The organism is Jeotgalibaca sp. MA1X17-3 (assembly GCF_021513155.1).
In the GTDB taxonomy this organism is placed as follows: domain Bacteria; phylum Bacillota; class Bacilli; order Lactobacillales; family Aerococcaceae; genus Jeotgalibaca.
On record NZ_CP090983.1, the window covers coordinates 1,043,644 to 1,060,915 of the forward strand.

Here is a 17,272-nt window from a genome sequence, read left to right on the forward strand (position 1 = left end):
TATTAGTTCGAGCCTTTACTTATATTCGCACGATGGGGCCAATCGGTTTGCGTAAGGTTTCGGAAAGTGCTGTTTTACATGCAAATTACCTTTCAGAACAATTAAAAAAAGATTATGTACTTCCGTATGATCAAATTTGTATGCATGAATTTGTACTTTCTGGAAAGACACAAAAAAAGCAAGGAGTTCGAACCCTGGATATTGCGAAACGATTATTAGATTTTGGGTTCTATGCTCCTACCGTTTACTTCCCATTAGTAGTGGAAGAAGCAATGATGATTGAACCAACGGAAACTGAATCAAAAGAAGTTTTAGATGAATTTGTCCAAACGATGCAAAAAATTGCCAGAGAATCCATTGAAAATCCGGAAGTAGTGCAAACAGCTCCTCATCATAAATCGGTAAGCCGATTAGATGAAACTAGAGCTGCTCGTAAAGTAAAAGTAAATTACTATGATTAATAAAAATCGTAAGAATCTAAAAAAATATAGTCAGAAAACGATCTTTCCTCTACAATGACTTGCTTCTTACATGAGCAGACTCTTCTAAAGCAAGTCCAAGACTCAAAAAACAACTAACAACCATATATAATAGAGAATCAAATAGACTTACTAATAGAATTCTATTTGGTTCTCTTTGTATTGACAAAGAAGTGTACTACCCATATAATACATAAGAATGTAGCCAACTATTTTTTTGTTGTGTACGTATTAGTCTGTTAATACACTATGTCTAAATAGAGAAAAGGAGGATGAGACCTCATGGAATTTAATCGCCGAAGTCCCGTTTATGAACAAATTATTACATACTTTAAAGAAAGAATTGCGAACGGGGAATATAAACCAGGTAGTGACGTTCCTTCTCGAAGGGAGCTAGCTGTTTTGTTTAAAATAAACCCCAACACAGCTCAGCGTGCATATAAAGAAATGGAGGAACAAGGCTTGATTTATACAGAAGGGAACTCTCCCAGTAGAATTACAGAAGATCGTTCAACCATACAAATGTTACGCAAAGATATGATTCATACGGCACTAGATGATTTTATAGCGGTTATAAAACCAATGGGATTAGAAATACAAGATATCATTCCCTTATTACAAAAAAAGTATGGAGAGGAGAAAAAAATGATTGAACTTCGTGATGTACATAAATCATTTAAAAATAAAAATGTGTTAAAGGGAATCAGTTTTTCTATAAAGCCAAATGAAGTTACTTGTATAACTGGATTGAATGGAACAGGGAAAACGACACTAATGAATAGCATTATGCAGCTCAATCCAATTGATAAAGGCGAAATTTTATTAGACGGAAAAAAATTAACCCATCAATCGTTTGAAAAAATTTCTTATATTCCTGATACATTGAAGATGCCAGGAAATATGAATATTCAAGAAGCAATGAATTTTATGGAAATCTACTATCAAAATTGGAATAAAGATAAAGCCACTGAATTAATTAGCTTTTTTAAATTAAATCCGGATGAAAAATTAAAAGATTATTCAAAAGGGAATCAAGCAAAAATTAATTTCTTGTTAGGTTTATCTCTAGATGCTGACTACTTTTTGATGGATGAACCGTTGTCCGGAGTAGATATGTTTGCTCGAGAGCAAATTTTAGAAGTATTTACGAGCAATTTAATTACTAATAAGGGAGTTTTACTAGCGACCCATCACATTGAAGAAGTAGAGTTTCTATTAGACCGAGTTGTTATGTTACAAATGGGAGCAATTCAAAAAGATTTTTATGCAGAAGAAATTCGTGAAACAGAAGGTAAATCAATCATCGATGTAATGAGAGAGGTGTATCAATCGTGAAAAAATTTACAGATTTACTTGTTTATGAATTAGATCGAATTAAGTATGCTTATCTGATCTTGATTGGCATGATTGTTGGATTACAAGTCTTTGCTGTTTTTCAGACTCGTAATCATTTTATGGCTACTTTTAATGAGTATCAAAAAAATAGCCAAGGAAATGCGGTAGATTTTTTAAATGAACATGGACCTCTACAATTTTTAGAGATTGCTAATAATAGCTATTATTTCTTTTCTATTGTATTAGGAATTATTATTTTAGCAATTTATACAGTAGCGATTTGGTATCGTGATTGGCTTGGAAAAAATAGTTTTTCTTATCGTCTGTTAACCTTACCCGGTTCACGTATGAGCGTCTTTTTATCTAAATTTATAACTCTTTTATTTATGATTTTAGGCTTATTAGCGATTCAGTTACTTCTTATTATTTTAGAAGAAAAATTATTAGTAATGATTACACCGGCACAACTTTATCAAACGAATGGTCTTCGTCAATTTATGCTCTATTTCCAACCTTTTTATATGATTCTACCAACCACTCTTATTGATTTTATTCTTCACTATACATTGGGAATCAGTGCTTTAGCTACTGTGTTTATGATGATCCTAATCGAATTGAGTTTCAAGTGGAAAGGGATTCTATTAGATGTGGGAATTGTAGCAGGGATTATCTTATTATTTAGAGGATTATATGCAATAGGCTGGTTTGAATACTTGTATCCTATAGAGACACTGATGTTCATGATTGCTTTTGGGGTAGTTCTGTTCATCATTTCTGTTCTAGTTAGTCGTAAACTTCTTAATGAAAAAATAAACGTATAGGGAGAAAAAAGAATGAAAAATAAAAAAATAGCGATTCTTCTCCTCAGTATTATTTTTACGTTTGTACTAGGAGTCTATTATGCCCAACCGTTCTTGGCAGATCCACAAAAAAGTTCTTTTAATTTTAAAGTAGTCGAAGGAAATCTCAATGAAATTGAGAACCTGCATTATACAACAGCCGTAGAAAATGATGGTTCTATGTCTCTTGACATCTCACCGGAAGGGACAAAGCGATTAGATAGTGTTTTGTTAGGGTCTATTTATACCTATCAATCATCTGACATGAAAAGATGGCAAAACGAGTATCGAACATTTATGAGAAAGAAACAATATTCCTATAATAATTTCACGGAAGAAGAGGACGATCTTTTTTATACCAATGATTATAGTAGAAATTGGAGTAAAGACGGAGAAAATAAAGTTGCCATTCAAATAGAAAAACTAGATAAAGCGACAAAAGAAGTAACTACTAAAGAAATAAATATTGAGTCTTTGGATGAAATTGAATTTATTTCTTATCACAATATTTCTAAGGCAGGACCTTATTTGGCTATTCAAGCTTACGTAAATACAGCTCAAACACAAAAATACAATACGTATATATATAATTGGGAAACAGGGGAAATAGTTGATGAGATTCAAGCGAGTGATTCTTTTGATTATTGGTCTGGGGATACTACTTTATATATTGAAGTTTTAGATACAGAAAATCCGAAATTCCTTTTAAATAAACGAAGCTATCTGTATGAAGAAGTAGCAGGACAAGAGTGGCAGGATGAAAAAATTGAAAATGATTACCAAATCTACAATCCTGAGACAAAAGATACGGAAAAAATTTTTCTTCCATATGAACTAACAGATAATCATATTCGCTACGTAGTAGGCGATGGAAATGTAATCTTCGTTGAGAAGAGCGAAGAGCATTTCCAAGTAACCATTTATGATGTAGAAAATCAGAAATTGATTAATGAAAAGATCATTCCAATACAATCAAATACATTTTCAGAAGAACCGTACTTTCATATAGTAAAACAAGATTCGAAACTATTGATTACTCAAACATATATGGAGTCCGAACATTCTACGATAGGAATCGTAGTAGTAAATTTGGATCGCTTTGAAAAAAACTTTGAAGGCACAATGGGACTAACAGATCAATCAAAAGAAGAATTAAAAGATCGAGAAATTTATTTTGATTCCATTTATTTTGACTAAACGTAGAAAAGAGCTGAGACATTTGTCTCAGCTTTTTTCTATTTCTTAATCATTTTCTTAAATGCCTTTTGTCCTGCTCTCTTTTTTTATCTAATTTTACATGTAGCAATTTTTACATTGCGTAATAAGTTTGGTAAAATAACGATTGCTATTATATATATAATCGGAGAGAGTAGGAAAATTCTAGATGGAAAGAAAAGAAAAAACAGGATCTCTGTACTGGACATTATTAAAATCTACCTTTGTGTTGAGTGCCTTTACAGTGGGTGGAGGATACGTGATTGTTCCTTTAATGCAAAAGAAATTTGTAGAAGATTTGGGTTGGATTGAAACAGAAGAAATGCTGGATTTAGTGGCAATCGGACAATCGATGCCAGGAGTTTTGGCTGTGAATACGTCCATATTAATTGGATATCGTATTGCAGGATTATCAGGAGCGCTCACAACCGTTTTAGGAACGGTTAGTCCACCGTTATTTATTATTACCATTATTTCTTTTTTTATATGCAGTTTCAAAACAATCCTATTGTAGAAGCAATGATGTTTGGAATGCAGATTGGTGTAGTTGCTGTTATTTTAAATGTAGTTTTTAATATGGCCAAAGAAGTTTTAAAGACGAAAGATGTTGTCAATGCTATCATTTTAGTTGGTGCATTTTTAGCTGGATTTGTATTTAAGTTGAATATTATTTTAATTATTGTGGTAGCAGGATTACTAGGCTTCTTTAATAATATGTGGAAAGTGAAGAGAGGGGGAGTATAACTTGATTTATTTGAAACTGTTTTATTCATTTTTCAAAATTGGCCTTTTTACAATCGGTGGTGGGTATGCATCTTTACCTTTAATCGAGAATGAAGTTGTAAGTAGCCAAGGATGGATCACTCTTCAAGAGTACACGGATATTGTTACTATTTCTCAAATTACTCCTGGACCTATCGCGATTAATGCAGCTACTTTTGTAGGTACGAAAGTAGCTGGGTTATTAGGTTCAATAGCAGCTACACTAGGAACGATTACTCCTTCCGTTATCATTGCAATCATCTTAGCAAAAATTTATTATAAGTATCGAAGTGTAGATACGATGCAAGGAATACTAGCAGGATTACGTCCCGCTGTTGTCGCACTGATTGGATCAGCCGGTGCTTCTTTATTAGTGCCAGCAATCTTTCAAACGGGAGGAATTTCTCTTCTTGGAGTAAATATTAATATGGTCGCATTGATTATACTAGTTTCTGCTACTGTAGCTTTACGAAAATGGAAAGTAGATTCTATTTTGATTATTTTCATTTGCGGAGTTATAGGGGTTTTGCTGTCATTTGTAGGATTATTATAGATGGAAGACAGAGGTATTTCTAAAATGGATCATAAAAAAAAATCGAATTATTTAAAAAAAGAAGATCTACCTGAACAATGGATAGGTTTACCATCCTCGCGTTTTCGAAAGTATCGTGGATGGATCAATAAGGTGAATCCAGGAATCTGTGGTACGTATTCTAGTGCAGTATTGTTGCATGATGCAGTCTATCAAAAAACCAAAAGAAGTTTAAAGAGAGATTCCTTATTGAAAGGGATGCAGACTGTAGTCGATGACTTCATGCCATATAAAGGAACGTTTATTTGGGATGTGGCATATGGATTAAAAAAATGCTAAAAGATATTCCCTTTTGGAAAGTAAACACTGGGATTATTTCCGAAAGAATCGTTCCACAAATTTTAGGTGGGAGTGATCCAGTTCCTGTTGTAGTAGGTACGACCATTCTTTTTAATAGTTCTTATAAAAACCATTGGCTGCTCGTCTACGCATATGGATATAATGAAGAGGGTAAACTATACTTTAAAGCCTATGATAATCATGGGAAATATGATGCCATCGTTCCAGCGTCACAAACCTTGAATTGCATATGGTTAGAAAATCGAGGATAGATAGAGTAAGATAGGAAAGTATTATAAAAAGATAAAATATAATCGTTAATGATCATTCAAGTGTTACCCAATAAGTAATAGAGAGGAAGAAATATGTGAGAGAATTTGATTTTATTTCAATTGGTGGAGGAAGCGGAGGAATTGCTACAATGAACCGTGCTGCGGAACATGGAGCGAAAACTGCTGTAATCGAAAAAGACTTACTGGGGGGAACTTGTGTAAATATTGGTTGTGTCCCAAAGAAAATTATGTGGTATGCAGCAGAGGTATCTGATGCAATTCATAAATATGGCCCCGACTATGGATTTACTAGCAATGATACTACGTTTGATTTCCAGACTCTTTTAAAAAATAGAGATGCATATATCGAACGGTCTAGAAACTCTTATGATGCAGGATTTGAGCGTCGAAATGTAGAAGTAATCTATGGACATGCTACATTTATTGATTCAAACACGATTGAAGTCGGCGGAGAAAAAATTCGGGCGAAACATATTTTAATAGCTACAGGAGCCTATCCGTTAGTGCCATCTATTCCAGGTTGTGAATTTGGTGAAACCTCAGATGACTTCTTTGAATGGAAAGAGTTACCTAAAAAAGTTGGAATAGTTGGAGCAGGATATATTGCAGTTGAATTAGCTGGAGTATTAAATACATTAGGTGTGGATGCTCACATTTTTGTACGTCATGATCGTCCTTTACGAAGCTATGACCCTTATATAGTAGATGGATTAGTGGAAGAAATGAAAAAAGATGGACCAACGTTACACACGCACTTTAATCCTAAAGAAGCTAGAAAAAATGAAGATGGTACTTTTACTTTGGTTTCCGATGATGGAAGAGAAGAAAGCTTCGATAAAATTATTTGGGCGATCGGAAGAGGACCAAATACAAATGGCTTGAACTTGAATGCAACAGATGTAAAATTAGATAAAAATGGATTTATTATCGTTGATGAATATCAAAATACAGATGCAAAAGGTATTTATGCCTTGGGAGATGTAGTAGGAAATCAAATGCTAACTCCAGTGGCTATAGCAGCTGGAAGAAGACTTTCTGAACGATTATTTAATAATAAACCAAATGAAAAATTAGATTATACAAATATTCCTACGGTTATTTTCAGTCATCCACCAATTGGAACAATTGGTTTAAGTGAAGGCCAAGCAATTGGTCAATTTGGTGCAGAAAAAGTAACTACATACCAATCTTCATTTTCTTCGATGTACTCAGCCGTTACAAGCCATCGTCAAGCAGTACGAATGAAATTAGTTTGTGTAGGTGAAGAAGAAAAAATCGTTGGATTGCATGGAATTGGTTTTGGTGTAGATGAGATGATTCAAGGTTTTGCAGTAGCAGTCAAGATGGGTGCTACAAAAGCAAACTTTGATGATACAGTTGCTATTCATCCAACTGGAGCAGAAGAATTTGTAACGATGAGATAACAATAAAAAAAGGGTTTCGGAATGATTAATTCCGAAACCCTTTTTTGTTATTACATTTTTAGTTTATTTACTTTATCGTCATAACCAATTCCACGTAAGATTGCTTTAGCAATCTCCACAAAAGGTATAACAGATAATGCTGCAAGAATAATAATCATCCACTGTTGTCCAGTCATGTCATAGATTCCAAAAATGGTATTTAAACCAGGTGTGAATACTACCACCAACATCAGAACAAGTGAAACGAGTATAGCTAAGTTAAATTGTTTGTTTCCAAATGGACGAATAGAGAATAGTGATTTGAATACTGATTTACAGTTAAAGGCATGGGACAATTGAATAAATCCAAGTGTTAAGAATGCCATTGCTTCACCAATATGAAGGTCCCATCCGTAATGGAAGGTAGCAAGCCAGAAGACAAATAAAGTAATAGCACCTTCATAAATCCCTTGATAAACTAAACTAGCCATAACTCCATTTGAGAAGAAATTAGATGAATTCCCACGAGGAGCTTGCTCCATGATATCTTCTTCTGCTTCTTCTAACCCCAATGCAATTGCAGGGAACACGTCAGTAACTAAGTTGATCCATAGCAAATGAATTGGTTCTAGGATGTGCCAACCTAATAAGGTAGCAATAAAGAGAGTTAAAACTTCACCTAAGTTAGCAGAAAGTAAATATTGAACTGCTTTTTGAATGTTGGAGAATACTTTACGTCCTTCTTCAACTGCATGGACAATCGTAGCGAAGTTATCATCAGCTAAAACCATATCAGAAGCACCTTTTGATACTTCAGTTCCAGTGATTCCCATTCCTATTCCGATATCAGCTTGTTTCAAGGAAGGAGCATCATTTACACCATCACCTGTCATTGCTACTACTTTGTTTTGACTTTGCCAAGCTTTTACGATTCGTACTTTATGTTCTGGAGAAACACGTGCATAAACAGCGTACTCTTGAACCGTTTTAAGAAAGGTTTCTTGTGGAATTGCATCCAACTCTGAACCAGTTATAACAGAATTATCTGTATGTTCGCTATTTAAGATTCCTAAGCGTTTAGCAATAGCGGAAGCTGTATCTTTGTGATCACCAGTAATCATAATCGTACGGATTCCTGCTTGTTTAGCTTCTGCAATAGCCATTTTAGCTTCTGGACGCTCTGGGTCAATCATTCCAACTAAACCAGCAAAAATTAAGTCTTGTTCTACTGTTTGAGAAGTAGTTTCTTCTGGAACAGTATCAATCGATTTGTAGGCCATTGCTAACACGCGTAGTGCTTGTATAGCCATGCTATGGTTCGAGTCCAGGATTTCATTTCGATCAGCTTCTGTAAGAGGAGTAACTTTTCCATTTTTAACAATAGAGGTACAGCGCTTCAAGAGTTCATCTGGTGCCCCTTTTGTATAAACGGTAAAACGATCTTGATCTGGATGAATAGTAGACATTAATTTACGATCTGAATCAAAAGGTACCTCTCCTACACGAGGAGTTACTTCTAACTCATCTTCGATATTAAATCCTTTTGTTAAGGAGAACTGAACTAAAGCAGTTTCAGTTGGATCTCCAATTAAGGAATTATCAGAAGAAATTTTAGTATCATTTGCAAAGTTCATCGTTTTTACTAAAGGTAGAGTTAAATCAATTTCTTCAGTAGAATCATGAACCTGACCATTATAGTAAACTTTCTCAATCGTCATTTTATTTTGAGTCAAGGTACCTGTTTTATCAGAACAAATAATTTCTGTACCACCTAGTGTTTCAACTGCAGGTAACTTACGAACTAAAGCGTTTCTTTTTGCCATTTTTTGAGTTCCTAATGCAAGGATGATAGTAGAGATGGCAGGTAATCCTTCTGGTATAGCAGCGACAGCAACAGAGATCGAAACCATTAACATCTCTAACCATGTTCTTTGACCAGAATAAATACCAATAAAGAACATAACAACGGCAATAACCAAGATTAGAATCGTCAAGAATTTACCAAGTTGATCTTGATTTTGTTGAAGAGGGGTTTTCTTTTCTTCTGTATTTTGAAGCATATGAGCAATTTTACCCACTTCAGTATTCATAGCCGTTCCTACGACTACTCCTTCAGCACGACCATAAGTAACATTGGTAGAAGAGAAGGCCATATTTTTTCGGTCTCCTAAAGGTGCATTTTCAGGTACTATTTCTAATTTCTTATCAACAGGTACAGATTCTCCAGTAAGCGCAGCTTCTTCAACCTTCAATGAACTGATATCATACAGACGCATATCAGCAGGTACCACATTCCCAGCTTCCAAAACAATGATATCACCAGGAACAATTTCTTCTGACTTCAGTTGAACCATTCTTCCGTTACGACGAACGTTAGCTAGTGGAGAAGCCATTTTTTGTAAGGCTTCGATTGCTTCCTCTGCTTTTTGTTCTTGGAAGACACCTAGGAAAGCATTAATAATGACAACCGCAAGAATAATGATCGCATCTGCAATTTCACCACCAACAGTAGCTGAAATGATTGCAGCAAATAATAATACAAGAATCATAAAGTCTTTGAATTGATCCAAGAATTTCTGAAGTAATGTTCGATTCTTACCTAATTCGATAGAGTTTGGACCAAAATCTGTAATTCGCTTAGACGCCTCTGCATCTGATAATCCTTCTTTTGTCGTTTCTAATTCTTGAAGAACAGTTGCTTCATCTTGAGCATAAAATATTTTCTTTACTTGTTCTGTTGACAATATTTTTCCTCCTTGTTTTTCGTTTTTTAGAGTTAAAAGAAAAGAGACTTATGCAGTGAAATGTACCTACGGAACATTTCTATTTGCATAAGTCTCACTATTTAAGATAACACCAGCAGAACAGTGAAGACTCTACTTATTGTTGATGCTACCACAGTCGGAACTGCTAGTTACTCCCCTATGGAGATATTTACTTTAACACTCGAGTCAATTATAAAGGTTTTTATTTTTCTACGCAACTAATAATGTCTTAATTATTAAAGAAAAGCCATCATAACAAAGTTAAGTAAGAAAAGTCCAGCTGCTCCCCAAAGAATAGGATGAATTTCTTTCGCTTTTCCTTTAACTACTTTAACAATTACATAAAAAATGAAGCCAGCAGCAATCCCATAAGAAATATTGTAGGAAAGTCCCATGAAGATAGAAGCGAAGAATGCCGGAACAGCATCTTCCAAGTCCGTCCAGTTTACTTCTTTAAACGAAGACATCATCATAATTCCAACAATAATTAAAGCAGGTGCAGTTGCGGCTGCAGGAACGATTCCAATTAAAGGAGCAAAGAATGCACTGATAACGAATAGACCCGCTACAACAACAGAAGTCAAACCACTACGACCTCCAGCGCCAATTCCAGCTGCACTTTCTACAAAAGTAGTTACGTTAGAGGAACCAAATATGGATCCAAGAATCGTACCAATAGAATCTGCAAACAAAGCTTTATCCATTTTAGTTTTAAAACCAGAACCACTTTCTAACATAAGCTCATCTTCTTCAGAAAAAATACCAGTACGACGGCCTGTTCCGATGAATGTGCCAATGCTATCAAATGTATCAGAAAGACTGAAAGAGAATATTGTAATCAAAACAAGAGGAAGTCTATTAGGATCGTTAAACAAAGAAAGCATCCCTTCTTTCCCAAAAGCCGCACCAAATGTTGTACCTAACTCAGAGAACGCAGTTCCTAGAGAGTTTGCGGATAAAACTTCCGGTGTAATAGACACAATGCCCATTGGAATAGCCAAAAGAGTTGTGACAACAATTCCAATAAGAATTGCACCTCGTACATTTCTTACAAGAAGAATAATCGTAACAATAAGTCCAATCAAGGCAAGAATTGCAGGGCGTTGAGTGAAGTCTACTAATTGAGGAACAATTCCACCACTAGTAACAAACGTGCCAATTCCGCCAGAATACGCTTCAGTACTTGGATCAAATGTAGTTCCATTAACGGAAAGAATATTTCCAACATCAGAAGTAAATTCTAGGAAGCCAGCATTTTTAATTCCAATATAAGAGATGAATACTCCAATACCCGCACTAATTCCATGCTGTAATGATTCTGGAATAGATTTAATAATCATTTTTCTAAACTTAGTTATGGTAATAATTACATTTACGATTCCGCATAAGAACACCATTGCAAGAGCTTGCTGCCAAGTAAAGCCAAGTGCAAATACAACTGTATATGTAAAGAAGGCATTTAACCCCATACCCGGTGCTAAAGCATAAGGCACATTAGCAAATAATCCCATCAACAAAGTGCTGGCTGCTGCAGAAATGATCGTTGCTAGGAATACTGCCTGACTAGGCATTCCTGTTAGAGATAGAATAGCTGGGTTAACGAAAATGATATAAGACATTGCAAAGAACGTAGTGACTCCAGCCATGAACTCAGTAGATACGGTAGTATCCAACTCTTTCAATTTAAAAAATTTTTCTACATTTAACATGGTTAAGAAAAACCCCTTTTACATTTTTTTGTGTGTTTAGGTAAAAAAATAAGAATAAAGACAATGTTCAGTATCCCAACAGCACTCGTTCAGTATATAGGAACGCTAGGATACATTCAATACTAAAAATGAATGTTTTTATTAAAAAAACTCTAATTGTTCGTGTTTAGGGTGATTTGAGAGTGGGAAAGGCTTACAGAGTTCTTGAATAAATATGATAAGATATAGATGATGAAGATGAAGGAGGACTCAAAATGAAAAAAGAAATTTTTGCAGTAGGAGATGTACATGGAGAAATTTCAATGTTGAAAGAACTTTTAAAATTTTGGAATCCAGTAGAACAGCAATTACTTTTTGTAGGAGATTTAGGTGATCGTGGTGAGAATCCAAAAGAGTGTTTTCTACTAGTAAAAGATCTTTGTGAGCAACAAGGAGCAATTTGTGTAAAAGGAAATCATGAAGATATCCTTCTAAACTTCCTCGATTCACCGGATCAGTACGCTGCTAATTATTATTTGAATGGTGGTGGAAAAACAATCCAAACTCTATTAGGTGGGGAAGATATATCACAAATAACCCCAATTGATCTAGCAGAGAAAATCAAAAAACAATATCCTGATTTAATTGCTTTCATTAAAAGAATGCCGCTCTATTATGAATGGGGAACGTATTTATTTGTTCATGCGGGGGTAGATTTATCCAAAGACAATTGGCAAGATACAGATTCACGAGACTTTTTGTGGATTCGAGAACCATTCCATGAAGGAAAAAATAATACAGGGAAAATAATTGTATTTGGTCATACTCCAACTTTTGTATTTCACGATGACCAAAAAAACTCTCAAATTTGGATGGAAGACAATAAGATTGCAATAGATGGCGGAGCAGTCTTTGGCGGAAGTTTACATGGTGTTATATTTGACAAAGAGGGCATAAAGAATCATTATAGGATAAGTAAAAATGAAGAAAATCAGTTAATCATGAATCAATATTCTTGAGTTTGAAATGGAGAATCTCTTCGTATAGAAGAAGGATTCGAAAGGGTGTATAGAAGATAAATGACAGAACTAACAAATGAAACAGTCCTCCAACTATTAAAAAAAGAATTAAGTGACTATAGTTCCAAGCAAATTGATGCAGTACTAGACTTATTAGAACAAGGGAATACCGTTCCTTTTATTGCAAGATACCGTAAAGAAATGACGGGGACCTTGGACGAAGTACAAATTCGTGAAATTGAAAGTCGAAATGCGTATCTTACTCAATTACAAAGCCGTAAACAAGAAGTCATTCGAATCATTGGGGAACAAGATAAGTTAACTCCTGAATTAGAAAAGAAAATTATGGCTGCTGAAAAAATGCAAAAGATAGAAGATTTATATCGTCCCTATAAACAAAAGAAAAGAACGAAAGCGACCATCGCAAGAGAAAAAGGTTTAGAGCCTTTGGCAGAGTGGATGTTTACTTTTTCAAAACAACCTTCTATAGAAGAGAAAGCAAAAGAATTTATCTCTGAAGAAAATGAATTAAATACAATAGAAGATGTGTTGAATGAAGTTCATGAAATTTTGGCTGAAGTAATTGGTGATCATGCCATATACAGAGAAAAAATAAGAGAATACACTAGAAGAAATGCAAATATTTCTAGTAGCGTAAAAAATACGGACAAAGATGAAAAAGATGTTTTTGAAATGTACTACGAATATTCTGAACCAGTACGATCGATGGCTCCGCATCGGATGCTGGCTATCAATCGTGGAGAGAAAATGGGGATTCTAAAAGTAAGCTTGGATGTAGAGACTGAGAATATATTTAGAATGTTTGAAAAAAATATCATTCTAGATTCTGATAGTCCCTTAGTTCCTCATTTACAAAAGGCATATGAAGATAGTTATCAACGTTTTATTGGTCCAGCAATTGAAAGAGAAATTCGAAATGAGTTGACAGGATTAGCTGAAGAACAAGCTATTAACGTCTTTGGAGACAATCTTCGCAATTTACTTTTACAACCACCTTTGAAAGGGAAAGTTGTGATGGGGTTTGATCCGGCATACCGTACAGGATGTAAATTAGCGATTGTGGATGCTACTGGAAAAGTACTAGCAAAGAGTGTCATCTATCCGCATAAACCGGCAAATGATGCCAAACGAGCAGCAGCAGGGAAGGCTTTCTTACAACTTTTGAATGAATATCAAGTAGAAATGGTTGCGATTGGAAACGGAACAGCTAGTAGGGAATCAGAATTATTTGTTTCTGAACAAATAAAAGCTTTAGATCATCCAGTTTATTATGTGATTGTAAACGAGGCGGGTGCATCCGTTTATTCTGCTAGTGATATTGCTAGAGAAGAGTTTCCAGATTTCCAAGTGGAAGAACGAAGTGCGGTCAGTATTGCTCGTCGGCTTCAGGATCCTTTAGCGGAATTGGTGAAAATTGATCCTCAATCCGTTGGAGTCGGTCAATATCAGCATGATGTGTCACAAAAGCAATTAACAGAACGATTAGATTTTGTAGTGGAAACAGCAGTAAACCAAGTAGGGGTGAATTTGAATACCGCAAGTGCACCGCTTTTACAAAATATTTCTGGTCTAAACAAAACCATTGCAACTAATATTGTGCAGTATCGGGAAGAGAATGGAGCCTTTACAGCTCGACCGCAATTAAAAAAGGTTGCTCGATTAGGTCCAAAAGCATTTCAACAATCAGTTGGGTTTTTACGAATTGTAGATGGTAAAAACATTTTGGATAATACTGATATTCATCCAGAAACGTATCCAGCTGCAAAAGAAATTTTGAAATTAGCAGGGTTAAAAATGGAAGATGTTGGAACCCAAGAAGCGAGGGAAGCATTAGCTACCTTAAACAAACAGGAAGCAATGGACTTGACTGGATTAGGAACAGAAACTTTACATGATGTTCTTCAAGGATTAGCCAAACCGGGTCGAGACTTACGAGATGATATCGCGCAGCCTCTTCTTCGACAAGATGTATTGAATGTGGAAGATTTACAAGAAGGCATGGAGATGCAAGGAACCGTTCGAAATGTAGTTGATTTTGGTGCATTTGTTGATATTGGAGTAAAACAAGATGGATTGGTGCACATCTCTAAATTAAGTCAAAAATTCATTAAGCATCCATCTGATGTAGTTGGAGTAGGGGATATTGTGACTGTTTGGATTGAATCTGTAGATAGAGATAAGGGAAGAATTGCTTTAACGATGCTACCTAATCATTAATAAATAATAGAACAATCGACTTTATTAAAAAGGAGTCGATTGTTCATTTATCTATGATTTTTTCTCATAATCGAAAAGGAGTTATCATGAATCAAGCTGAGTTACAACTACTTGTTGAGAAAATATCTATTGAATTTTTTTCCATTCCTTTTTCACATCAAGCTTTGTTTAATAATCGACTTCGGACAACAGGAGGACGTTACTTGTTACAGAGTCATCATTTAGAATTTAATCCCCGTGTTTGGAGTTTGTATGGAGAAAAAGAGCTAATTGGAGTGATTAAACACGAACTCTGCCACTATCATCTTCATCTAGCTAATAAAGGCTACCAACATAAAGATCTAGATTTTAAACAGTTACTCGCTCAAACAGGAGGGAGTCGCTTTGTTAATAATTTACGAACCGAATTAGAAAAAAAGAAATATCTCCTTTATGTTTGTTCGGAATGCAGTCAAACTTACCAACGTAAAAAAAGAATAGATCTTAATAAATATGTATGTGGAAAATGCAAAGGGAAGTTAATTCATCAAAAATGAGAGTTAGAATTTCTTTATATTACTAACTAAAAAAAGGGAGAAAATTTTAATCGTGAAACTGATGTGTGATTCAACTAGTGATTTGGGTTTAGACTTTTTAAATGAAAATGATATTCACTTGTTTCCTTTACAAATCCATTTAAAAGAAGAAGAGTATCAAGATGTATTAGAATTGCAACCAGATAAAATTTATCAAAGTATCGCACAAGGAATTCATCCTAAATCGAGCCAAGTCCCTGTAGCAAAATACTTAAAAATGTTTTATGAATTAGCGCAAAAAAAGAAAGTGGCATTTACATTGCAATTTCATCAAAATTATCAGGAACCTATGATACGGCTTTGGTTGCTTACAAAGCAATTCTTGAAGAATATCCTGATTTCGACCTTCGAATTATCGATTCCAAGACCGCTTCGTTAGGTACCGGAGTACAAGTTGTTAACGCATTAAAAATGAAAAATAATGGGAAAAACATAGATGAAATAGAAGAACGAATTCGTTTCATCGCCGATCATTTAGTTACCCTTTTAACCGTTTCAGATTTGAACTACTTAGCTGAAGGTGGAAGAATTTCAAAATCCCAAGCGGCTATTGGATCGATGCTACAAATTAATCCCATAATAGAAGTAGTAGATGGAGAAGTAAAAATTATAGAAAAAGTCAGAGGGAAAAAGCGATTACTCAAACGGCTCGTGGAAATTGTTGAAACTAGAGCCGATCAAATTGAAAATCAAACCGTTGGAATTGTTTATAGCAATGAGGAAGATATGAAAATAAAACTGATGGAAGCGATGGAGAGTCGTTTTAAATATGAAGAGCTTGTTGTTCGACCGGTGGGAGCTACAATTGCTACCCATACAGGGCTAGGGACGATGGGGGTCACTTTTTTAGAACAATATGAATCATAAAAAAAGAGTTGGGATAAAAGTCCCAGCTCTTTTCATTTGGTGTTTTTTGATAAAGTAACGACAATTAATTCGGGGCTATTAAATACTCTTACAGGAATAATACTATTGCCTAGTCCACGACTAATAATCAAGGAAGTATTGTTTTTAGTATGAATCCCTTCTGTTAATGAAGGGAACAAACCTTGATTAGGAGCAATGAGTCCTCCCATAAAAGGAATTCTAATTTGACCACCATGAGCATGCCCAGAAAAAACTAGATCAATTTTTTCTTTTGAATACCATTCAAATAATTCTGGTCGATGTGAAAGTAGAATGGTGAACGTGGTATCATCTTCTATTAAATTACTCAACGTATCTTCTATAGGTATTGAATCATTATGGTCCTTCCAATCTCTTTCAGTAAAAGAAGGGTCAGATAAACCTACTATACGAATTGAATCAAGATGATGATGGAATTCATCTGCTTGATTATCTAAAACAATAACCCCATTTGCTTCTAAGTTATTTTTAAGTTCATCGTATAACCCGGACCATGCCTCATGGTTTCCAGAAACATAATAGATAGGAGCAATATTAATTGCTTCCTTAATTAAATCCATTGCAATATCTAAGTTAGGGCGATTTGAATCAATTAAATCTCCAGTTATTACGATGAGATCTGGATCTATATGTTCTATTTTTGTAAGTAAACCATCTTGTTTTGTTCCAAATTCTTTATTATGAAGATCAGATAGATGTAAAATTTTAAAACCCTCAAATGCTTCTGGAATATCACTGTTTTTAAATTCTATTTCATGAGTTGTTATTGAATTATTTTGCCAATAGAAGAAAAGAATGAATCCTATTGTAAGACTTACTAGAGTGAGTAGAACCTTTTTTTTATTTTTCATATACTCGCCTACCTATTGTAAGATACGTACATT

General features: G+C 34.7%; 16 protein-coding genes and 1 pseudogene. 14 read left to right on the forward strand and 3 right to left on the reverse strand.

Features of this window, described 5'->3' with window-relative positions:
- The first annotated feature begins 47 nt into the window (after positions 1–47).
- The 10 genes from LZ578_RS12605 (at position 48) to gorA (ending at position 7,218) form a co-directional block, all read left to right on the forward strand.
- Positions 48–461, forward strand: coding sequence for a hypothetical protein (locus LZ578_RS12605; RefSeq protein ID WP_311198602.1), 414 nt, complete (start codon positions 48–50; stop codon positions 459–461).
- 300 nt (positions 462–761) lie between these two features.
- A complete protein-coding gene (locus LZ578_RS05180) occupies positions 762–1,814 on the forward strand; it encodes an ATP-binding cassette domain-containing protein (protein WP_235146240.1) in 1,053 nt (350 codons plus the stop codon).
- Complete coding sequence (locus tag LZ578_RS05185) at positions 1,811–2,635, forward strand: hypothetical protein (protein ID WP_235146241.1); 825 nt, start codon at positions 1,811–1,813, stop codon at positions 2,633–2,635. The genes LZ578_RS05180 and LZ578_RS05185 overlap by 4 nt, the downstream gene beginning before the upstream one ends.
- 12 nt (positions 2,636–2,647) lie before the next feature.
- Positions 2,648–3,850 carry a hypothetical protein gene (locus LZ578_RS05190; protein WP_235146242.1) on the forward strand — a complete coding sequence of 401 codons (1,203 nt, stop codon included), beginning with the start codon at positions 2,648–2,650 and terminating at the stop codon, positions 3,848–3,850.
- Positions 3,851–4,037: 187 nt separating this feature from the next.
- Entirely contained in the window at positions 4,038–4,382 is a 345-nt protein-coding gene (locus tag LZ578_RS05195; RefSeq protein WP_235146243.1) for a chromate transporter, read from the forward strand.
- A 5-nt stretch (positions 4,383–4,387) separates the two neighbouring features.
- Positions 4,388–4,612, forward strand: coding sequence for a chromate transporter (locus LZ578_RS05200; protein WP_235146244.1), 225 nt, complete (start codon positions 4,388–4,390; stop codon positions 4,610–4,612).
- 1 nt (position 4,613) lies between these two features.
- The gene (locus LZ578_RS05205; protein ID WP_235146245.1) at positions 4,614–5,183 is read left to right on the forward strand and encodes a chromate transporter; all 570 of its coding nucleotides are present in this window, start codon (positions 4,614–4,616) and stop codon (positions 5,181–5,183) included.
- A gap of 24 nt (positions 5,184–5,207) precedes the next feature.
- Positions 5,208–5,501, forward strand: a complete 294-nt coding sequence (locus LZ578_RS05210) for a hypothetical protein (protein ID WP_235146246.1) — start codon at positions 5,208–5,210, stop codon at positions 5,499–5,501.
- Positions 5,495–5,773 (forward strand): hypothetical protein, encoded by a 279-nt coding sequence (locus tag LZ578_RS05215; protein ID WP_235146247.1) that lies wholly within the window; start codon positions 5,495–5,497, stop codon positions 5,771–5,773. The genes LZ578_RS05210 and LZ578_RS05215 overlap by 7 nt, the downstream gene beginning before the upstream one ends.
- A gap of 95 nt (positions 5,774–5,868) precedes the next feature.
- A complete protein-coding gene (gene gorA, locus LZ578_RS05220; protein WP_235146248.1) occupies positions 5,869–7,218 on the forward strand; it encodes a glutathione-disulfide reductase in 1,350 nt (449 codons plus the stop codon).
- Between the two features lie 50 nt (positions 7,219–7,268).
- Here gorA and LZ578_RS05225 read toward each other — a convergent pair whose 3' ends face one another.
- A complete protein-coding gene (locus tag LZ578_RS05225; RefSeq protein ID WP_235146249.1) occupies positions 7,269–9,941 on the reverse strand; it encodes a cation-translocating P-type ATPase in 2,673 nt (890 codons plus the stop codon).
- A 257-nt stretch (positions 9,942–10,198) separates the two neighbouring features.
- Positions 10,199–11,671, reverse strand: a complete 1,473-nt coding sequence (locus tag LZ578_RS05230; RefSeq protein WP_235146250.1) for an NCS2 family permease — start codon at positions 11,669–11,671, stop codon at positions 10,199–10,201.
- Between the two features lie 254 nt (positions 11,672–11,925).
- Here LZ578_RS05230 and LZ578_RS05235 point away from each other — a divergent pair, with 254 nt between their 5' ends.
- From LZ578_RS05235 to LZ578_RS05250, 4 genes and pseudogenes are all read left to right on the forward strand, one after another.
- Complete coding sequence (locus LZ578_RS05235; protein WP_235146251.1) at positions 11,926–12,669, forward strand: metallophosphoesterase family protein; 744 nt, start codon at positions 11,926–11,928, stop codon at positions 12,667–12,669.
- Between the two features lie 60 nt (positions 12,670–12,729).
- Positions 12,730–14,907: a Tex family protein gene (locus LZ578_RS05240; RefSeq protein WP_235146252.1), complete on the forward strand. Its 2,178-nt coding sequence runs from the start codon at positions 12,730–12,732 to the stop codon at positions 14,905–14,907.
- Between the two features lie 86 nt (positions 14,908–14,993).
- Complete coding sequence (locus tag LZ578_RS05245; protein WP_235146253.1) at positions 14,994–15,443, forward strand: SprT family protein; 450 nt, start codon at positions 14,994–14,996, stop codon at positions 15,441–15,443.
- Between the two features lie 61 nt (positions 15,444–15,504).
- Positions 15,505–16,349 (forward strand): annotated as a pseudogene (locus LZ578_RS05250) (DegV family protein).
- Between the two features lie 32 nt (positions 16,350–16,381).
- On the opposite strand, the gene LZ578_RS05255 reads toward LZ578_RS05250, so the two are convergent.
- Positions 16,382–17,239, reverse strand: coding sequence for a metallophosphoesterase (locus tag LZ578_RS05255; RefSeq protein WP_235146254.1), 858 nt, complete (start codon positions 17,237–17,239; stop codon positions 16,382–16,384).
- Positions 17,240–17,272: the final 33 nt, after the last annotated feature.